This is a genomic window from Bradyrhizobium sp. CIAT3101, from assembly GCF_029714945.1.
Classification (GTDB): Bacteria; Pseudomonadota; Alphaproteobacteria; order Rhizobiales; family Xanthobacteraceae; genus Bradyrhizobium.
In genome coordinates this window covers 4,469,670-4,488,765 of record NZ_CP121634.1, presented here as the reverse complement: position 1 = coordinate 4,488,765, position 19,096 = coordinate 4,469,670, and the positions used below count along the sequence as shown (strand labels likewise).

General features: G+C 62.9%; 17 protein-coding genes. 11 read left to right on the top strand and 6 right to left on the bottom strand.

The features are described from left to right. Window positions 1-9: 9 nt before the first annotated feature. On the bottom strand, window positions 10-408 hold the full coding sequence (locus tag QA645_RS21165) for a DUF2306 domain-containing protein (RefSeq protein WP_254131635.1): 399 nt from the start codon (window positions 406-408) through the stop codon (window positions 10-12). 278 nt (window positions 409-686) lie between these two features. On the opposite strand from QA645_RS21165, the gene QA645_RS21160 reads away from it, so the two are divergent. Beyond that, window positions 687-1,046 (top strand): low molecular weight protein tyrosine phosphatase family protein, encoded by a 360-nt coding sequence (locus QA645_RS21160; RefSeq protein ID WP_254131636.1) that lies wholly within the window; start codon window positions 687-689, stop codon window positions 1,044-1,046. Between the two features lie 3 nt (window positions 1,047-1,049). Here QA645_RS21160 and QA645_RS21155 read toward each other — a convergent pair whose 3' ends face one another. Further along, a complete protein-coding gene (locus QA645_RS21155; RefSeq protein WP_063683369.1) occupies window positions 1,050-1,547 on the bottom strand; it encodes a single-stranded DNA-binding protein in 498 nt (165 codons plus the stop codon). Between the two features lie 434 nt (window positions 1,548-1,981). On the opposite strand from QA645_RS21155, the gene QA645_RS21150 reads away from it, so the two are divergent. From QA645_RS21150 to QA645_RS21110, 9 genes are all read left to right on the top strand, one after another. Further along, window positions 1,982-2,752 (top strand): outer membrane beta-barrel protein, encoded by a 771-nt coding sequence (locus tag QA645_RS21150; protein WP_254193832.1) that lies wholly within the window; start codon window positions 1,982-1,984, stop codon window positions 2,750-2,752. 234 nt (window positions 2,753-2,986) lie between these two features. Then, entirely contained in the window at window positions 2,987-3,673 is a 687-nt protein-coding gene (locus QA645_RS21145) for an outer membrane protein (protein WP_254131638.1), read from the top strand. Window positions 3,674-3,918: 245 nt separating this feature from the next. Next, entirely contained in the window at window positions 3,919-4,671 is a 753-nt protein-coding gene (locus QA645_RS21140) for an outer membrane beta-barrel protein (protein WP_283052804.1), read from the top strand. A gap of 158 nt (window positions 4,672-4,829) precedes the next feature. Next, complete coding sequence (locus tag QA645_RS21135; RefSeq protein WP_283052802.1) at window positions 4,830-5,585, top strand: porin family protein; 756 nt, start codon at window positions 4,830-4,832, stop codon at window positions 5,583-5,585. A gap of 322 nt (window positions 5,586-5,907) precedes the next feature. Continuing rightward, window positions 5,908-8,889 (top strand): excinuclease ABC subunit UvrA, encoded by a 2,982-nt coding sequence (uvrA, locus tag QA645_RS21130; protein ID WP_283052799.1) that lies wholly within the window; start codon window positions 5,908-5,910, stop codon window positions 8,887-8,889. Between the two features lie 7 nt (window positions 8,890-8,896). Continuing rightward, the gene (locus tag QA645_RS21125; RefSeq protein WP_283052797.1) at window positions 8,897-9,283 is read left to right on the top strand and encodes a barstar family protein; all 387 of its coding nucleotides are present in this window, start codon (window positions 8,897-8,899) and stop codon (window positions 9,281-9,283) included. A 48-nt stretch (window positions 9,284-9,331) separates the two neighbouring features. Next, window positions 9,332-9,895, top strand: a complete 564-nt coding sequence (locus tag QA645_RS21120; protein WP_283052795.1) for a DinB family protein — start codon at window positions 9,332-9,334, stop codon at window positions 9,893-9,895. Between the two features lie 359 nt (window positions 9,896-10,254). Then, window positions 10,255-10,896, top strand: coding sequence for an HAD-IA family hydrolase (locus QA645_RS21115; protein ID WP_283052793.1), 642 nt, complete (start codon window positions 10,255-10,257; stop codon window positions 10,894-10,896). A gap of 28 nt (window positions 10,897-10,924) precedes the next feature. Next, the gene (locus QA645_RS21110) at window positions 10,925-11,851 is read left to right on the top strand and encodes a nucleoside hydrolase (RefSeq protein WP_283052791.1); all 927 of its coding nucleotides are present in this window, start codon (window positions 10,925-10,927) and stop codon (window positions 11,849-11,851) included. Window positions 11,852-11,942: 91 nt separating this feature from the next. Here QA645_RS21110 and QA645_RS21105 read toward each other — a convergent pair whose 3' ends face one another. After that, complete coding sequence (locus QA645_RS21105; RefSeq protein WP_283052789.1) at window positions 11,943-12,890, bottom strand: cytochrome D1 domain-containing protein; 948 nt, start codon at window positions 12,888-12,890, stop codon at window positions 11,943-11,945. 2 nt (window positions 12,891-12,892) lie between these two features. Further along, complete coding sequence (locus QA645_RS21100; protein WP_283052787.1) at window positions 12,893-13,447, bottom strand: SRPBCC family protein; 555 nt, start codon at window positions 13,445-13,447, stop codon at window positions 12,893-12,895. Window positions 13,448-14,405: 958 nt separating this feature from the next. Between QA645_RS21100 and QA645_RS21095 the strand changes: the two genes are divergently transcribed. Further along, window positions 14,406-16,475, top strand: coding sequence for a DUF1217 domain-containing protein (locus QA645_RS21095; RefSeq protein WP_283052784.1), 2,070 nt, complete (start codon window positions 14,406-14,408; stop codon window positions 16,473-16,475). A 132-nt stretch (window positions 16,476-16,607) separates the two neighbouring features. On the opposite strand, the gene QA645_RS21090 is transcribed toward QA645_RS21095, so the two are convergent. After that, window positions 16,608-17,468 carry a DUF296 domain-containing protein gene (locus tag QA645_RS21090; protein ID WP_283052782.1) on the bottom strand — a complete coding sequence of 287 codons (861 nt, stop codon included), beginning with the start codon at window positions 17,466-17,468 and terminating at the stop codon, window positions 16,608-16,610. Window positions 17,469-17,477: 9 nt separating this feature from the next. Next, window positions 17,478-19,085, bottom strand: coding sequence for an acyl-CoA synthetase (locus QA645_RS21085; protein ID WP_283052780.1), 1,608 nt, complete (start codon window positions 19,083-19,085; stop codon window positions 17,478-17,480). Between the last annotated feature and the right edge of the window lie 11 nt (window positions 19,086-19,096).

Genomic DNA, 19,096 nt, shown 5'->3' with positions numbered 1-19,096 from the left:
AACCGTCCCTTACGCCCCGAAAAACACGCTGTGCATGATGCGTCCGGGCAGCAGTGTGAACAGGCCCGCCACCACCAGCGCGCCGGTAAAAAGGAAGATCATGGTCCACCGATGCGCGGCGACGCGATGCGTGTGGGCCCGCCATACCGCGAGCGGCAGCATCACCAGCGTGAAGATCGACAGCAGATGGATCGGGCTGAACGGCCCGACCAGGCGGATCTGGTGGATCCAGAACGACGAGACGGCCACCACGGCCATCAGTGCCACCCAGATCCAGCCGATCGTCCGGTGCGGCAGCGTGCCCTTGGGCGCGGCAAACTGCACGAGGCCGAGCACGAAGGCCGCCATCGCCGCGAAGGCGTGCAGCGGGATCGCAGGTGCAGCGTCAAGCAGCGGCGTGAAGCTCATGTGGCCCTCTGGTCGGAACCGACCATGTGAATAGGATTAACATGAAGTTAATACCATTCACATCGCGACCCGTCAAAGGCTTGAGGCAGCACATGAGACCAGCCCGGAAAAGCCGAGCCTGGCCCGTCGATTGGCAGGAAATCCTGCCGCCTCACACGAGCCGGCTATTGTGTTGGAAAAAGAAGCCCTCTCGGCCAAACGCCACGGTGGCGACGTGGAAGATCCCGTCGACCACCAAAAGCTGAGTATCTAGCCCTGACTATCTTGGAGCGGTCAAAGTGACCAACGTCCTCTTCGTCTGCAGCGCCAATCGCCTCCGCAGTCCGACGGCCGAGCAGGTGTTTTCGACCTGGCCGGGGATCGAGACCGACTCGGCCGGCATCTCGAACGACGCAGACGTGCTGTTGTCGACCGAACAGGTCGAATGGGCCGACATCATCTTCGTGATGGAGAAGGCCCATCGGACCAAGCTGAACCGGAAATTCCGCGCCAGCCTGAATGGCAAGCGCGTCATTTGCCTCGACATTCCGGACGACTACGAGTTCATGGATCCCGTCTTGGTCGGGATGCTCGAAAACCGGGCCGGTCGTTTTCTGTCCCGGCCCGCGCCAACTCGCTCCACCCGCGTCAAAGGCTAAGCCTCAGAACGGAATGTCGTCGTCCATGTCGTTATTGCGGCCACCGCCGCCGGCCGCAACCGGGCGGCGCGGTGCGCTGCTGACTGGACCGGACGAGCCGAAATCGCCGCCCGGCTCGTCGCCGAAGCTGCCGCCTCCCCCGCCACCGCCGCGACCGTCGAGCATCGTCAGGGTCGAGTTGAAGCCCTGGAGCACGACTTCGGTGGAGTACTTCTCAGCGCCCTGCTGATCGGTCCATTTGCGGGTCTGCAGTGCGCCCTCGATGTAAACCTTGGCGCCCTTCTTCAAATATTGCTCGGCGACCTTGCAGAGCCCTTCATTGAAGATCACGACGCGATGCCACTCGGTCTTCTCCTTGCGCTCGCCGCTGTTCTTGTCGCGCCAGGTCTCGGAGGTGGCGATGCTCAGATTCGCGATCGGCCGCCCGTCCTGGGTGCGGCGGATCTCCGGATCCTTGCCAAGATTTCCAACCAGAATGACCTTGTTGACGCTTCCCGCCATCGCCGCTCTCCACTCCAAATGCCAATGAATTTCGAAAAGGCGCGCCCGCGCTGCCGCCTGTTGGGCCGACCCTATACGCTTACGAGCACTGATCGGCCCGCCACGCCCTCGGTTATCCCCATATATAGCATCGGCGGAATATTTGTTCCAGATTTGTTCCTGCCAAAGCTAGAGCCGATTTTGTGCACAACGCGTTCCTGAGGCCGCTATTCACTGTGCGATGAATTGGAACTTTCCCGAGTTCCCTAAAACGCCAAAAACTTCTTAACATTCATCAACTTGCGCGGTCTTCGATTGGCCGGCAAGTGTTGCATTCCGGAGACGGACTCCACCTCGAGATGCGCGTAAGGTTGCCTCGAAATTGTTCATTTGGGCGTCGCGCCTGACTGACCGCTCCGGGGACCTTTGGAGCGGTCGACATTGGGGAGACTGTAATGAAGAAAATTCTGTTTGGAGCAATCGGTATCGTTGCGTTGGGCTTGTCGGCTCCCGCAAGCGCAGCTGATATGGCGGCACGCCCCTACACCAAGGCGCCAGTTGTGGCACCTGCTCCCATCTACACGTGGACTGGCTTCTATCTCGGTGTTCAGGGCGGCGGTGGCTGGGGCCGAAGCAACGAAACATATTTCCTTGCCCCCAATACGCCTGCCTTCGTCGGATCGCAGAACTACGACACCAGCGGCGGCTTCGTCGGCGGCGTCGCCGGTTACAATTGGCAGATGGGCGCCTTCGTCATTGGTCTCGAGGGCGATTATCACTGGGCCGACATCAGCGGTCGGTCGTCGGTGATCAATGTTGGTCCGCCGAACCTCGGCGACAGCTACGCCACCAAGCTGCGCGGCTTCGGAGACATCAAGGGCCGCGTTGGTTACGCCTGGGGACCGGCGCTCTGGTTCGTGAGCGGCGGTGCGGCCGTCGGCGATATTCAGCACCGCTATGACGCAGCCCTCAACGGCGGCGCGGCCAACACTTTCGTCCAGAACGACTGGCGCTGGGGTTGGACCCTCGGTACCGGCGTGGAGTACATGTTCGCTCCGAACTGGTCGGCAAAGGTTGAGTACAACTACATCGACCTCGGCAAGAGCACGATCCAGTACTCGCCCGTGGTGGCGAATCGCTCGGAGTGGAACGACACGATCCACACCATCAAGGCCGGCGTGAACTACCACTTCAATTGGGGGACGCCCGTCGTCGCGAAGTACTGATCCATCTGAAACCATTCAGGAATCAAAGGCCGGCCTTGTGCCGGCCTTTTTGTTTTTTGTTCCCGATGGGAACTATAGGTCAGCGACTGTTACATTTTGTATCTGTTGTGGCATTTGAGAGACACAACTTGCGGCTTCAGTGGTGTAAGCCGACGTCAGTTGGACCACAGCGTCCGATACTGCTTCCGACGCACGGAAGTCCAAAACAGAAACTGGGACTGGGATTTGTTGAATATGAAGAAGATCTTGTTGGCTTCGGCCGCTCTGCTCGCCCTCACTGGCGCCGCTTCGGCTGCCGACCTGGCGGCTCGCCCCTACACCAAGGCTCCGGTGGCCGTGGCTTCGGTCTACAATTGGACCGGCTTCTACCTCGGTATCGTCGGCGGCGGCGCTTGGGAAGATTCGGGCAGCCCGCGGATGCAGGGTGGCTTCGTCGGCGGCACTGCCGGCTACAACTGGCAGACCGGCAACGTTGTGTTCGGTGTCGAGGCTGACGGCGCCTGGGCCGATGTCAGTGCTTCGGCGACCGGCGCGACCGTCGTCCCCGGCTTCGGCGTCGTGACCGCGACCGCCAGCTCCAAGACCGACGCGATGGGCACCGTGCGCGGCCGCATCGGCTACGCCATCAACAACGTCCTGGTCTACGGCACCGGCGGCTACGCCTGGATCGACAACAAGATCACCCTCTCCGCGCTCGGCGTGTCCGCGTCGGACAGCAAGTTCCACTCCGGCTGGACCGTCGGCGCGGGCGTCGAGGCGTTCTTCGCTCCGCAGTGGTCGGTCAAGGGCGAGTACCTCTATCGCAGCCTCGGCGGCGAGACCTACTTCACCGGCGCTCTGCCCACCGGCACGCTCAACTTCCACACCGTGCAGGTCGGCGTGAACTATCATTTCAACGGCCCGATCGTCGCCAAGTACTGAGTTCAGTACCGGGCTTCGGCTCTTACGCCATCACGTTACGAAAGGCCGGCCTTGTGCCGGCCTTTTTGTTTTCGCCGCCCGGTGCGACGAACCGTCATCTCGATGGAGGCGCTTTCCCGCATGTTGTGGCTTATCGGGCACACAACCTGTAGATTAATTGCGCTAGACATAGGCGAACGGACCTTCGAGTCCGATGCCCTTCCGCTACACGGGACGGCCAAGCAGAAACTGGGGATTAGGTTGAAATGAAGAATATTTTGTTCGCTTCCGTCAGCTTGCTCGCAGTGAGCGCAGTCGCCCCCGCGATGGCCGCAGATCTCGCCGCACGCCCCTACACCAAGGCCCCGGTGGCCGTGGCTTCGATCTACAACTGGAACGGCTTCTACATCGGCGGCAACGCCGGCGGCGGCTCGAGCCACAATTGCTGGGATACGACCAGTGTCGGTGGCGTCGCCGTCCCCACGACGAGCGAGGGTTGCCATAATGCGACCGGCGCCCTCGTCGGCGGCCAGATCGGTTATCGCTGGCAGGCCACCAACTGGGTGTTCGGCCTCGAAGCGCAGGGCGATTGGGCTGATCTGAAGGGTTCGAACACGAGCTCGCCGGCCGCCTTCTTCCCGCTGGTGAACAATACCAAGATCGACGCCCTCGGCCTCTTCACCGGCCAGGTGGGTTATGCCTGGAACAACGTGCTCTGGTACGTGAAGGGCGGCGCGGCCGTCACCCACAACAAGTTCAGCGGCACTCTGGCTGGTGTCACCTTCGGCTCAGCAAGCGAAACGCGTTGGGGCGGCGCCGTTGGTACCGGCATCGAGTTCGGCTTCGCACCGAACTGGTCGGTCGGCGTCGAATATAACCACCTGTTCATGGGCAAGCACACCGACAGCTTCACCGCGTTTGGCCTGCCCTTCCGCGCTGACAGCATCAAGCAGGACGTGGATATGGCCACGGTTCGCGTGAACTACACCTTCGGTGGCCCGGTGGTCGCCAGGTATTGATCTGACGTTTTGAGCTTCGGCTCTGACGTCATCACGTTACGAAAGGCCGGCCTCGCGCCGGCCTTTTTGTTTTCGCGCCCCGATGCGCCGAACCGTCAAGGAATCGTAAGGCGCGCGCATGGCGCTCGCGAATTGGTTCGGCGAGTTGGGGACGCGACATGAAGACTTGGGCAGTGGCTGCGATCAGCCTGTTCGCATGCGGTGCGCTTGCACCGGCCGTTGCTGCGGATCTCCCGCTCTATTCCAAAGCGCCGGTGGCACCCGTACCCGCCCTCGAATGGACCGGCGTCTATGGCGGCATCAATGGCGGCGGCGGCCTCGGCCATGCCTGCTGGAGCGTTGTTGCCGTCAGCGGCGTTGCGATCAATCCGGCCGTCGGCGAAGGCTGCCACAATGCCAGCGGCGGCACGGTCGGTGCCCAGCTCGGCTATCGCTGGCAGAAGGCGCACTGGGTGCTCGGCGTGGAAGGCCAGGGCAACTGGGCCGACTTCAAGGGCAACAATGTCAGCCTGGTGCTGGCGCCGCTGAACAACCGCACCAGGATCGACAGCTTTGGTCTGTTCACCGGCCAGCTCGGCTACACCGTGAACAGCGTGCTGTTCTACGGCAAGGCGGGTGCAGCGGTCGCTCACGACAAATACGACGAGTTCGTTCCGGGCGTCGGCGTCGTGTCCAACACACTCAGCCAGACCCGCTGGGGCTACAGCGCGGGCTTCGGCGTGGAATATGCCTTTGCGGAAAACTGGTCGGTCGGCGGCGAGTACGACCATCTGTTCCTCGGCCATCACGGCGGCGATCTCGCCGGCGCTGCGCTCGTTCCGCCCGGTCGCACCGAGCGGATCGGCCAGGACATCGACATCGGGCTGATCCGCGTCAACTATCGCTGGGGCGGCCCGGTCGTCGCCAAATACTGAGCGAGATACGCTCCGAAAAAGGACTTCCTCCAAGGTCCTGGTCGTGCGCGGATTGCCCCAAATCCGCATCCAAGCGCGAACGAAGGGCCGGCCTTGCGCTGGCCCTTCGCTTGTTCCGGACGGCGCGCTACTGCCAAGTCACTGCCAAGTCCCGCCAGCGCGCCAACAATCCGTTGACGATTCGCAAGTCCCTCTGGAAATCCGTCTCCGTTCTTCCTACGTTCGCTGGCAACCCCATCGGCGCCGATCCCGGTTCCGGGCGAAGCGCGCCTTTTATGTCGGCGCGATCGCGCACCTTTGGGATTCCTTGAGGGCAACTCGGATGGATGAAGTGATCAAGGCGAAGCGCCAACAGCAGAACGCGGGCTCGAGCCTGCGCGCAATTACGATCCGTGGCGCGCGCGAGCACAACCTCAAGAACATCGACGTCGAGATTCCTCGCGACAAGCTCGTGGTGTTCACCGGTCTGTCAGGCTCGGGCAAATCCTCGCTCGCCTTCGACACCATCTACGCCGAGGGTCAGCGCCGCTACGTCGAGTCGCTTTCGGCCTATGCCCGCCAGTTCCTGGAGATGATGCAAAAGCCTGATGTCGACCAGATCGACGGCCTGTCGCCGGCGATCTCGATCGAGCAGAAGACGACCTCGAAGAATCCGCGCTCCACCGTCGGCACCGTCACCGAGATCTACGACTACATGCGCCTGCTGTGGGCGCGCGTCGGCGTGCCCTATTCACCGGCCACGGGCCTGCCGATCGAAAGCCAGACCGTCTCGCAGATGGTCGATCGCGTGCTCGCGCTGCCTGAGGGCACCCGCCTCTATCTGCTCGCCCCCGTGGTGCGCGGCCGCAAGGGCGAGTACCGCAAGGAGCTCGCCGAATGGCTCAAGAAGGGCTTTCAGCGCGTCAAGATCGACGGCACCTTCTACGAGCTTGCGGAAGCGCCGACTCTCGACAAGAAATTCCCGCACGATATCGACGTCGTCGTCGATCGCATCGTCGTGCGCGCCGATATCGGCCAGCGCCTCGCCGAAAGTTTTGAGACCGCGCTGAAGCTCGCCGAAGGTCTCGCGGTGATCGAGTATGCCGATACGCCAGCTGCCGCTGCTGCGCCGGCCGAAGAGAAAAAGAAGACGGCAAAAATCCACGACAAGAGCGGGCCCGAGCGCATCCTGTTCTCGGAAAAGTTCGCCTGCCCCGTCTCCGGCTTCACCATCCCCGAGATCGAGCCGCGGCTGTTCTCGTTCAACAACCCCTACGGTGCGTGCCCCGCGTGCGGCGGCCTCGGTGTCGAGCAGCATGTCGACGAGGATCTGGTGATCCCCGACAAGGAGCTCGCGATCGGCAAGGGCGCGATCGCGCCCTGGGCCAAATCGTCGTCGCCCTATTACACCCAGACGCTGACCGCGCTCGGCAAGCACTACAAGTTCACGCTGACCACCAAGTGGAAGGATCTGCCGAAGAAGACGCAGAACGCGATCCTCCATGGCTCCGGCGAGGACGAGATCAAGTTCTCCTACGAGGACGGGGTCCGCTCCTACGACACCAAGAAGCCGTTCGAAGGCGTCATCACCAACATCAACCGCCGCTATCGCGAGACCGAGAGCGAGTGGGCCCGCGAAGAGCTGGCAAAGTATTTCCACGACGTGCCCTGCGGCGCCTGCAACGGCTTCCGGCTCAAGCCCGAGGCGCTCTGCGTCAAGATCGGGGCTAAGCATATCGGCGAGATCTCGGAGCTGTCGGTCAAGAATGCCGGCGCCTGGTTCGAGACCGTGCCGGAGGCGCTGAACGCGCAGCAGAACGAGATCGCGGGGCGCATCCTCAAGGAGATCCGCGAGCGCCTCACCTTCCTGCTCGACGTCGGCCTCAACTACCTCACCCTCTCCCGCTCATCCGGCACGCTGTCCGGCGGCGAGAGCCAGCGCATCCGCCTGGCCTCGCAGATCGGCTCGGGCCTGACCGGCGTGCTCTACGTGCTGGACGAGCCCTCGATCGGCCTGCACCAGCGCGACAACGCCCGCCTGCTCGACACGCTGAAGCGGCTGCGCGACCTCGGCAACACCGTGATCGTGGTCGAGCACGACGAGGACGCCATTCTGCTCGCCGACCACGTGCTCGATATCGGGCCCGGCGCCGGCATGCACGGCGGCAACATCATCGCCGAAGGCACCCCCGCCGAGATCATGCGCAACCCGAAATCGCTCACCGGCAAATATCTCACCGGCGAGCTCGAGGTCGAGGTGCCGGAGCGGCGTCCGCCGAACCATCGCCGCACCATCAAGGTGGTGAACGCGCGCGGCAATAACCTCAAGAACGTCACGGCGGAAATTCCGCTCGGCCTGTTCACCGCCGTCACCGGCGTGTCCGGCGGCGGCAAGTCGACGCTGCTGATCGACACGCTCTACAAGTCGATCGCGCGCAAGCTGAATGGCGCCAGCGAAGGCGCCGCCCCGCATGACCGCATCGAGGGCCTGGAGCATATCGACAAGATCATCGACATCGACCAGTCGCCGATCGGCCGCACCCCGCGCTCGAACCCGGCGACCTATACCGGCGCGTTCACGCCGATCCGGGAATGGTTTGCCGGTCTGCCCGAGGCGAAGGCGCGCGGCTACGAGCCCGGCCGCTTCTCCTTCAACGTCAAGGGCGGCCGCTGCGAGGCCTGCCAGGGCGACGGCGTCATCAAGATCGAGATGCACTTCCTGCCCGACGTCTACGTCACCTGCGACGTCTGCAAGGGCAAGCGCTACAACCGCGAGACGCTGGAAGTCCTGTTCAAGGGCAAGTCCATCGCCGACGTGCTCGACATGACCGTCGAGGAAGCCGCCGAGTTCTTCAAGGCGGTGCCGCGCGTGCGCGAGACCTTCCAGACCCTGCACCGCGTCGGCCTCGACTACATCCATGTCGGCCAGCAGGCGACGACGCTGTCCGGCGGCGAAGCCCAGCGCGTCAAACTCGCCAAGGAGCTATCCAAGCGCGCCACCGGCCGCACGCTCTACATCCTGGACGAGCCGACCACCGGCCTGCACTTCCACGACGTCAAGAAGCTCTTGGAAGTGCTGCACGAGCTGGTCGCGCAGGGCAACACGGTGGTCGTCATCGAGCACAATCTCGAGGTCATCAAGACCGCCGACTGGGTCATCGACCTCGGCCCCGAAGGCGGCGACGGCGGCGGCGAAATCGTCGCCTGGGGCCCGCCGGAAGACATCGTGAAGGCGCAGCGGAGCTACACCGGCAAATTCCTGGAGCCGGTGCTGAAGAAGGCGCGGAAGCCGAAGCGAAGGAGCACGAGCGAGGCGGCGGAGTGACGACGCGATGCCGTACGGTTTTGAATTTGGAGATGATGTCGCATCTCCCGACGCTGCCGTACGCGCCAACGTCCCTAGAAAGATCGCGCACAAGACGGCGCTTCTAGCCACGATCGCGACGCAACTCAGATTTCCGGACTATTTTGGAGGAAATTGGGATGCGCTCGAGGAGTGCATCTGCGATCTATCCTGGTTGCCAACTGGCCGGGTACTCGTGAAACACGACGACCTGCCGCTCGTTGACGATGTACGGAACGCAATCGTCTACGTTGCCATACTGAACAGCGCCACCCGCAAGATGTCGAGGTCGGAGCAACATCCGCTTTCGATCGTTTTCCCAGCCCAATACCGTGACCAGGTCTTGTGGCTACTTCGATCCAGTGAAAGCTCGTAGGATCGGAACGTGCAGGCGGTTTGGCGTTGATCCCGGAGGAAGACCGACATGTCCGCTGGACTTGTGCAAACCTATCGCGCCTTCGCCCACAACAATGCGTGGGCGAACCATCGCCTTCTCACCGCTTGCGCCGGTCTCAGCCAGGCCGAGTTCGAAGCCGGGCGAACCGGCTTCTTCCCGAGCGTTCAACGCACACTGAACCACATCTATGTCATCGATCTCTTCTACATCGATGCACTGGAGGACGGCTGGCTCGGACCGCGCGCCTGGGAGAACGAGGTGCCGTATCCCTCGCTTTCCGAGCTGGAGCCGGCCCAGGCCGCCATGGACAAGCGCCTGCTCTCCATTTGCGATGCGCTGACGCCCGAGCTTCTCGACGGCTTCGTCCGGATCAATCGCAACACATCCGTCCAGGTCGAACGCCGAGATCGGCTGCTGATGCATCTGTTCCAGCACCAGATCCATCACCGCGGGCAGGTGCACGCCATGCTGTCGGAAACGGCCGTCGCGCCGCCTCAGCTTGATGAGTTCTTCGCGGAGGGTGAAGCGCCACTCAGGGCAGCCGAGTTCGCCGACCTCGGATGGACCGAGGAGACCGTGTGGAAATCCTAGAGCGGACCGGCTTCTTCTTTCCATGCCCTGTTGCGTCATATTCGACAGGGCCAGATCACCGACCTCGATAGAGCAATGCGCAGTCGCAACTATACGCTCTTCCGCAAAGCCATCCTCGCCGAGCAACAGGTGACATGCGTCTACGAGGGCCGCTGGCACGAGGGTGGCTCTCACCGAACCACTCAGACCTGCGTCAGCAACATCGATCTTGATATCAATGTTCACGTCCGCAAGTTGCGGTGACAATTGCCGTCTATGATCGCCGGGTTGATTTCAATACGCTCATGCCGCATGGCTATACTCGAATTCTGCCGAACAATTGCACGCCACACTGCTTGTCAGCGAACTCCCCCTCCTCCATGCCCTATTCCCTCGCCATCTTCGACCTCGACGGCACCCTCGTCGACAGCTTCCCCTGGTTCCTGCGCACCATCAACGACGTTGCCGATCGCTTCGGCTTTCGCCGCGTTCGGGATGAGGATGTCGAGGGGCTACGGCATGCCTCGACACGGGAGATTCTCTCCCGGCTCGAAGTGCCCTTGTGGAAGCTGCCGGCGATCGCGCGTCATGCGCGGCGGCTGAAGGGCGAAGCGGCGGCGGAGATTTCGCTGTTTGCGGGCGCCGAAGCGATGCTGCGGACACTCTCCGGGAACGGCGTGCAGCTTGCGCTGGTGACGTCGGACAGCGAGGTCAATGCGAAGGCCAAGCTCGGCGACGTCGCCTCCCTTTTCTCGCATTTCGACTGCGCGGCTTCGGTGTTCGGCAAACCGGCCAAATTCCGCCGGGTGATGCGGCGCGCCGCCGTGGAGCCGACCAAAGTCATCTCGATCGGCGATGAGGTCCGCGACATCGAGGCGGCGCGCGCGGTGGGCATCGCCTGCGGCGCGGTCAGCTGGGGTTATGCAGCGCCTGCAGCATTGCAGGCGCTTGCACCGGACTACATGTTCGCGCAGATGGATGAGATCGCGGATGCGGTCGGCCGGACGCCGGCAAAAATCTGAAGCACAAGAGCCCGCTGGGGAGACGGTAATGACACTCACGGACGCAGCCCGCCTCAAGCTCCTCACTCCGCCGGCCGGCCGCTTGCGCGTCGTGCTCGACACCGACACTTACAACGAAATCGACGACCAGTTCGCGCTGGTGCAGATGCTGCTGTCGCCGGAGCGGTTCGACGTCGAGGCGATCTACGCCGCGCCGTTCTTCAATGCGCGTGCGGACAGTCCCGGCCACGGCATGGAGTTGAGCTATCAGGAAATCCTGCGCCTGCTGGAGCGCCTGAACGTTGCGCCGGATGGCCTGGTGCATCGCGGCGTCATCGACTATGTCGGCCCCGGCAAGATGGCCCGGCCAGCCCCCGCCGTAGACGACCTCGTCGCCCGGGCCCGTGCAGGCTCGCCGGACAACCCGCTCTACGTCATCGCCATCGGCGCCATCAGCAACGTCGCCTCGGCGCTGCTCAAGGCGCCCGATATCATCGACCTCATCGTGGTGGTGTGGCTCGGCGGCCATGCGCTGGAATGGCCTGACACCATCGAGTTCAACCTCAAGCAGGACGTCGGCGGCGCGCAGGTGTTGCTCGACAGCGGCGTCCCGCTCGTGCTGGTGCCGTGCAGGGGCGTCACCTCGCGTCTTCATTCGACGGTGCCGGAGATCGAGCGCTACGTCGAGCCGCATGGCAGCATCGGCGCGTTCCTCGCTCAGAGGTTCAAGGAATATTCCGAGGATCACATGGGCTGGGCCAAGGAGATCTGGGACATGGCGCCGGTCGGCTGGCTGCTCAATCCATTGTGGGCGCCGAGTGTGATCATCCCTGCCCCGGTTCTCACCGATCAGATGACCTGGAGCGTCGACCGACGGCGGCACCCGATCCGCTACGTGACCTATGTGGATCGCAATCCGATCCTGAAGGATTTTTTCGTGAAGCTGCGCGATTTTGCGGCATCGAAGGTGCCGTAGGGTGGGCAAAGCGCAGCGTGCCCACCGATAGTCTCGTGGGCACGGCGCGTTGCGCCTTTGCCCACCCTAAGGCAGCGTGCGTTAATCCGCCCTACTCCGTCTTCCGCAAGAACGCCCCGAATGCGCGCGGGCCGTCGCCGGTCTTGACCTCGCCGATCACCTTCAGCTCGGCCGCATCGATGATATCGAGCGTGTTGCTCTCCCAGCAGGCGACGATGATGCGCTTGCCGTCGGCGGTCGCGTTGATGCCCTCGGGATAGTCGCCGACATTGATGCGCTTGACCGGCTTCAATGTCGCGACATCGAACACGCTCACCGTGCCGCCATATTGGTCGGTGACGAAACCGCGCCCCTGCGTCAGCGCCACCGCATAGGGCCGCATCCCGACCGGCACGCGGCCGATCTCGGTGCCGCCTGCGATATCGATCACGGAGACGTCGTTGGAGCCGACATTGGCGGTGTAGGCGCGGTTGCCCTCGGCGTCGATGGTGACACCGAACGGACGGGTGCCGACCTTGATGACCGCCTTGCGCTCGCGCGTCGCGGTGTCCACCACCGAAACGCTGTCGTCGTCACGGTCCGCCGAGAGCAGCAGCTTGCCGTCCGGCGTCACCGCGAGCCCCGACGGCGAGGCGCCGACCGCGACGCTGGCGGTCACGCTGCGCGACGCCGCATCGATCACCCGCACCACAGCCGCATACCAGTCGGCGACATAGACCGTCTTTCCGTCGGGCGAGACGGCAATGCCGAGCGGCCCGCCGCCGACCTCGATACGGCCGGCGACCTGCCGCGTTGCGGCGTCCACCACCGTCACCGCCTTGGCGTCCGGGCTCGTGACATAGGCAAAGCGGCCGTCCACGGTGACGGCCACGCCGGCCGGCTTGCCGCCGATCGGGATGGTCGCGACGCTACGCGCCGTCGCGAGGTCCACGACCATCAGATCGTCGCTGAGCTGATTGGTGACGAACGCCTCTTCGGCAGAGGCGCCGCTGACGCTAGCTAGACTGGCGGCGAGCGCCGCCAGGACCAGGGCCCGCACGGTCAGCTTCCGCTCTCGATCTTCTTCTTCAGCGCTTCGAGGCCGGTCTGATAAAGCCCCTTCACCGCCTTGACCGCGGCTTCGTCGCTCAGCTCCGGCGGCGGATCGTTGTTGGGAAAGCCCCGGTAGAACGCGCCGGCCCATTCCAGCGTCGTGCCCTTGCCGTCGGCGCTCGGCGTCACCGTGAGCGTCGAGGAATAATTGGTGACCGGCAGCACCTTCACGTCGACTTTGGTGATCCGATAGGAATAGGTCATCGCGGCGGCGTCGAACTTGTAGAGCTCCTCGTCGACGGTGGCACCTCCCGTCAGGGTCAGCCGCCGCGTCGCTTCAATGTCGTTGCCCTTCTCGCCCTCGGTCTTGGTCACAGGCGGGAGCCAGCTCATGTCCTGAAAATTGCCGATCACCGCCCAGACCTTGGCCGGCGGCGCGTTGATTTCGATGGATTCCCGCACCTTCTGCCGGGTCGGTCCATGAGCCCAAGCTGTAGTCAGAGCCATTCCGGCCACCGCAAGCACCGCCACCCCGGCGATCGCCCTACCGATCGTCTTCCTCATCGCGTTTCCTCGTCCTTTGACCATGCGCGACTTGAGGCGCGCTGAGGCCATGGTAACGCATTTTCGGACCGTGGGGAGACCGCTTCGTGGCCTCGGCGTGGCGGCGGCGCTCGCGCCCCACACGCCCTTGCGTCGCCCGGCGGGCAAAACACGCCAGACGATGGTCAATGCTTCCACGGCAAAACAATTCGCTTTACTCGAATTCGGAAATACATCATATTCCGACCATCCCAACCCGGCCGAGGGGCGCTATCGCGATCGTCACGACACGCGGGATGGGACGTGGTGGACGTGGGTCACATCGGCGCGAAGGGTTTTGCAGGGCGGGCAACCGTGAGCGAGACCGTCGCGCGCACGACCGGTGTGATCGGCGTACGGCAAAATCGTGTGGTCCTGGCGCCCGGAGCCTGTGCGCCAAGTCTTGTGGTGATGCGTATCGCCCAACCGGGTCTGTGTGTCAGCCATCTGCAAGGCGACGGGGGCAATAGTGCATCGCTCCCCGGGGAGATCACGACATAAGCCGTCAAACCACTGCGCAGGGAAGGCCGGATGTTTGGCTTCACCTGTATGCCGCTGTGCAGCCTCTCGTAGCGCAACCATCGCACAGTGGACCGCGGGTGCCAGCCGGCACCCGGTCTTCCCTGCGCCCTCGGCACTTTCGAGGGCGATGACGACCGCAAAGCTCGGGCACGACGCGCCGCGAGGATGAGAGTCTGTGTCCGCAATTCCAAGATGTTGATTAAAACACGAAGCTTGCGGGTGGCTTGCCAAACAGGTCCGCGCGATGCGGCACTTGGGCGCAAGCGACACCTAAAGTTGTTACCCAGAATCGCAGCAATAAATTGTAACAATGTTTCTGTCTGCTGGCATGAGGCCAGTCCCTGCCTTGCGACCCGGCAATGATTGACGGACGTCCAGGACCCTCCGACAAGCCCCGCCGAGCCGTCAGGAATTCCCCATGGTGTCCACCTATTTTGGCTATAGCTACGTCACGCGCAATCTCGCACAGACCCTGACGCGGGTGGCGCAGCAATCGGACGTGTCGCGCGAAGCTGCCTATTACAAAGCCAACATCGGCAAGGTGCACTCCGTTGACGACCTGATGAATGACTACCGCCTGTATCACTACGTCACGAAAGCCTACGGCCTGGAAGACATGGCCTACGCCAAGGCCTTCATGAAGAAGGTACTGCAGAGCGATCTTTCGGACGCCAAAAGCTTTGCCAACACGCTGATCGACAAGCGCTACCGGGAATTTGCCGCCGCATTTTCGTTCGGTGGCGGTGAAACGAAGGTTGCGCAGTCGGACAACCAGACCGACGACATGATCGGGCTGTACACGGCAGCCATGAAGAGCAACGTCGATGCTGTTGCCGCCGACACGAAATACTACAACGCCACAATCGGCAGCGTGACCAGCGCCGACCAGCTTCTCAACGACGATCGTCTTCGCAACTATGTCGCCTCGGCATTCGGGATCGACCAGAGCAAGTGGCCACGCGACACCATCAAGCAGGTCCTGACCAGCGACCCGTCCGATCCGAACAGCTACGTCAACACCACCTTCGCTTCCCAGCTGGACGGCCTGAACGCCCAGCTGGCCCAGGCCAAATCGGACGCAACCGACGCCAGCTCGAAGATCGCCGACTACACCGCGCAACTGTCGCAGCCCGGCGCCGACGTTGCCCAGTTGAATGTGCAGATACTGGTCGAAAAATATCACCTGCAGTCGGCCGCAAGCACCATCTCCAGCACCAACGATGCCATTGCGGCGACCGGCAACTTCATGGATCTGGCCGGAGCGTTCGAGTTTTCGGCCGACGGGTCGCTTCCAACGGGGACCCCGGCGCAGACCGCCGCAAACATCGCCAGCACGACCCAGAGTTTTGACGACAGCAAGTCGGCCGTCTATGCCGCGGCAAGCCCGTTGCAGGAAGCTCTGGTCATCGCACAATTCAGAAAATTCATCCCCAATGTGACTTCGCTCCAGACGCTCGTGTCCACACCAGGCGCGTATAATTTCGCGCTGGCAGCCGTAGGCCTCGATCCCACAAAGGTCTCACAGTCCACAGTGAAGGCTGTTCTCGAAAGCGACCTCAACGACCCCAAGAGCTACGTCTATACGCTCAAGGACAATCGATACGTCAAGCTCGCGCGCGCGTTCAACTTTGACGCCAAGGGCAATCTGACGACACCCCTGACCGCCCAGGGTTCGGCCGAGGTCCTCGATATCGCCAAGGACTACGTCATTGAAAAATTGAAGAATGCAAGCAAGCAGGACCAGGCCAAAGTCAAGGCTCAAGCCCAGAAAGACGCGACGGACTATCAACAGTCGATAGGCGACATCGACAGCGTTTCCGATCTCCTCGCGAACAAAAAGATGGTCAACTTCATTCTTGTCGCCAAGGGTCTCGACCCCGCGAAAGTGAGCACCGCCTATCTCAAGAAGATCTTCGCCTCCGATCTGAACGATCCCAAGAGCTTCGCGAACACGGAGAGCGACCCACGCTTTGCCGAGATCGCGGCGTCGTTCAATTTTGACAGCAAGGGCAATGTCGCGCGCCTGCCAATGGTGGGCCCGCAAAAGCGCGATCAATTCCTGGCAACGCAGAAGAACTATCTCGAGCAAAGCCTGGAGCAGCAGCAGGGCGATACCAATCCCGGCGTGCGTCTTGCGCTGTACTTTCAGCGAAAGGCGGGGGAAATTACCTCCGCATACGACATCCTGGCCGACAAAGCTCTCTCGGAGGTGTTTCGAACCACCTTCGATTTACCTGATCAGATGGCGTCGATGCAGATCGATCAGCAGGCCAAGATCGTGGAGAAATACCTCAATCTCAAAGATCTCGGAGATCCCACGAAGGTTGCAAAGCTGTTGAGCCGTTTCTCGGCCATGTATGACGCGAAGAACGCCAGCCAAACCTACTCGCCCGTGCTCGACCTCTTCCAGGGATCGAGCTCGGGGACATCAGGCTTCAGTGAATCGACATATCTGGCCATGGCGAAAATGCGCGCCAGCCCGTGGTGATCACTCTCTGTCATTGCGAGCGAAGCGAAGCAATCCAGACTATTGCCGCGGAAAGATTCTGGATTGCTTCGCTGCGCTCGCAATGACGACGGAGAGAGCAAGGTCAATCACGCTCCCCTGCGTATGCTCGCGTTACTCCAGCGCCTCCAGCACCAGCTCCATCGTCATCAGCACCGGATTGTCGCCGCGGACCAGGCGGCCCTCGGCGATGCCACCGGTATAGTCGATGAGGGCGACGTCGAGCGCAGCCTCCAGCGCGCCGGATGTATCAGGTGCGATCGTCCCAGCAGTGATCGCCAGCTCCGTGGCGAACGGCTCGATCACGCCGCCATGGGTAAAGCGCGCGCCGATGGTCGAGCCGACGCCGCCGTGGATTTTTGCGCGCGCAATGCCGTGCGCCCTGCAGAAAGCTTCGAGGCAGCCGGCAAAATCCTGGTTGGGCCGCAGCCGCAGCGCGAAGGCGCGGCTGGTCGTGCGCGCACCGGTGCGCGCGGCGGCGACCGGCACGAACAGCTTGAAATTGGTCTCTAGGTCGGGCTCCGCCGTGAACATCGCACCATCAATGCCGAAAGCCTGGACCTCGAAGGGTTCAGAAACAACGGTCTCGTCCGGCAACATGTGGCCGCCGCTCGCCTTGCCGTCCGCCTCGGTCCACAGCCCGTGGCAATGATAGAACGGCGCGCCGTCGCGCATGCCCAGCGTCATGCTGCCGAGCCTGGTGCGCGTCACCCCCGCCGGTCGATAGGTATCGCTGTAGAAGGCCGCATTCTCGCCTGTCTTGGACAGCGCCGGCATCACGTAACCAAACGGCCCGAGCGCGCCGTGGCCGAAATTCAGCACACCGCTGGTAAAGCCTTCCGCCGCAAAACCGCGGCGCGCGGCTTCCAGCAGCGGCAGGCCTGCTCCAACCGTGAACGAAAAGGCGCGCCCCCTCGCCTCCACCCATTGGATACGCTCAGTGACGGGCGCGCCCGGCTGCTTGATACTCCGCATCACGTCAACTCAGCCCGCCTTGGTCTTGTCGAGATCGAGCAGCCCGCGCGCCTCGAGCTCGTCGCGCACCATGCGTTTCGGCACCTTGCCATAGCCGGATTTCGGCAGCGCCTCCCAGAAGAAGAACCGCTTCGGCATCTTGTAGCGCGGCACCTTCGGCAACAGGAACGCCGCCATCTCGGCTTCGCTCACAGGCTTCGTCCCCTCGCGCGCGACGCAGACGGCGACGCCGACCTCGCCCCAGGTCGCATCGGGCACACCGAGCACGGCGACCTCGCCGACCGCCGGATGCGTCAGGATCTTTTCCTCGATTTCACGCGGATAGATGTTGGAGCCGCCGGAAATGTACATGTCGGAGGCGCGGCCGGTGATGTAGACGAACCCCTCCTCGTCCATGTGGCCGAGATCGCCGGTGCGGAACCATCCGTTGCGGAACGCCTTCGCGTTGGCCTCGGGGTTATCGTAGTAGCCGGCGAGCACCGCAGGCCCGATCACGCAGATCTCGCCGCTCTGGTTCGCCTTGAGCTCGCGGCCCTCGTCGTCCTGGATCGAGACCTGCATGCCGGTCCGCTCGAAGCCGCAGGTGCCGATCTTCGCATGCGGCCCGTCCTCGGGATCGTGCAGCGCGGCCGGCAGCACGGTGATGTTGCCGGTGACCTCGCCGAGGCCAAAATACTGCACGATGACCTTGCCGAGCTTGTTCAGCGCGGCCTTCTGATCCTCGCGATACATCGGCGCGCCGGCATAGATCACGTGACGCAGCGAGGAATGATCGTATTTGTCGGCGGCGGGATGCTCGACCATCATCTTCAAGATCGTCGGCACCGTGAAGAGATTTCCGACCCGGTGCGTCGCGATCAGGCGGAACGCCTCATCGATATCGAATTTCTCGGTCGGCAACAGCACGGTGCAGACGCCGCGCGCGGTCTGCACCAGCTGATGCACGCCGGCGCCATGCGACAGAGGCGCCACCACCAGCGACGCGTCCGCTTCAGTAACACCGGGGGTGAGATCGGCGAGATGATTGGTGACGACAAAGCCCATCTGGCCGTGGGTCAGCACCGCGGCCTTGGAGCGGCCGGTGGTGCCGGAGGTGAAGAAGAACCAGCAGGGATCATCATGCTCGACCGCGACGTTGTCGACCATTTGGCCTGCCTGCGAAACGATGGCGTCGGCCACCGAGCGTTCGGCGAACGAAGCCTTGCCGTCGATGCTCCAGGTGAACCCCAGCGCACCACCGGTCACGGCCGCCGCGTGCTCGGGAAAATCGACGTGGCACAGAAATGCCTTCGCACCGGAGGCCTGTGCAAGATAAGCCACCTCATCCGGCATCAGGCGGAAATTGGTGGGCACCCAGACTGCGCCGAGCCGGAACGCGGCGAACATCGAGAAGAACATCTCGTCGCCATTCTTGGAATGAACGAGAATGCGGTCGCCCTTGGCAATGCCGCGCGCAGCGAGCGCCGCCGCCAATGCGGAGACCTGCGCATCGATCTCGCGCCAGGTCCAAAATTTGTCACCCCAGACGAAGCCGGGGCGTGATCCATGCCGCCGCGCATTCTGGGTCAAAATATAGGCGAGATTCATGACGCGGCGGGACATGCGGAGCGGCTGCATCGGGCTTCCTC

Excerpts from the sequence above, each read along its gene's own strand:
- QA645_RS21165 (WP_254131635.1), bottom strand. The coding sequence starts at position 408 with ATGAGCTTCACGCCGCTGCTTGACGCTGCACCTGCGATCCCGCTGCAC.
- QA645_RS21155 (WP_063683369.1), bottom strand. The coding sequence starts at position 1,547 with ATGGCGGGAAGCGTCAACAAGGTCATTCTGGTTGGAAATCTTGGCAAG.
- QA645_RS21150 (WP_254193832.1), top strand. The coding sequence starts at position 1,982 with ATGAAGAAAATTCTGTTTGGAGCAATCGGTATCGTTGCGTTGGGCTTG.
- QA645_RS21145 (WP_254131638.1), top strand. The coding sequence starts at position 2,987 with ATGAAGAAGATCTTGTTGGCTTCGGCCGCTCTGCTCGCCCTCACTGGC.
- QA645_RS21140 (WP_283052804.1), top strand. The coding sequence starts at position 3,919 with ATGAAGAATATTTTGTTCGCTTCCGTCAGCTTGCTCGCAGTGAGCGCA.
- QA645_RS21135 (WP_283052802.1), top strand. The coding sequence starts at position 4,830 with ATGAAGACTTGGGCAGTGGCTGCGATCAGCCTGTTCGCATGCGGTGCG.
- uvrA (WP_283052799.1), top strand. The coding sequence starts at position 5,908 with ATGGATGAAGTGATCAAGGCGAAGCGCCAACAGCAGAACGCGGGCTCG.
- QA645_RS21125 (WP_283052797.1), top strand. The coding sequence starts at position 8,897 with ATGCCGTACGGTTTTGAATTTGGAGATGATGTCGCATCTCCCGACGCT.
- QA645_RS21120 (WP_283052795.1), top strand. The coding sequence starts at position 9,332 with ATGTCCGCTGGACTTGTGCAAACCTATCGCGCCTTCGCCCACAACAAT.
- QA645_RS21115 (WP_283052793.1), top strand. The coding sequence starts at position 10,255 with ATGCCCTATTCCCTCGCCATCTTCGACCTCGACGGCACCCTCGTCGAC.
- QA645_RS21110 (WP_283052791.1), top strand. The coding sequence starts at position 10,925 with ATGACACTCACGGACGCAGCCCGCCTCAAGCTCCTCACTCCGCCGGCC.
- QA645_RS21100 (WP_283052787.1), bottom strand. The coding sequence starts at position 13,447 with ATGAGGAAGACGATCGGTAGGGCGATCGCCGGGGTGGCGGTGCTTGCG.
- QA645_RS21095 (WP_283052784.1), top strand. The coding sequence starts at position 14,406 with ATGGTGTCCACCTATTTTGGCTATAGCTACGTCACGCGCAATCTCGCA.
- QA645_RS21090 (WP_283052782.1), bottom strand. The coding sequence starts at position 17,468 with ATGCGGAGTATCAAGCAGCCGGGCGCGCCCGTCACTGAGCGTATCCAA.
- QA645_RS21085 (WP_283052780.1), bottom strand. The coding sequence starts at position 19,085 with ATGCAGCCGCTCCGCATGTCCCGCCGCGTCATGAATCTCGCCTATATT.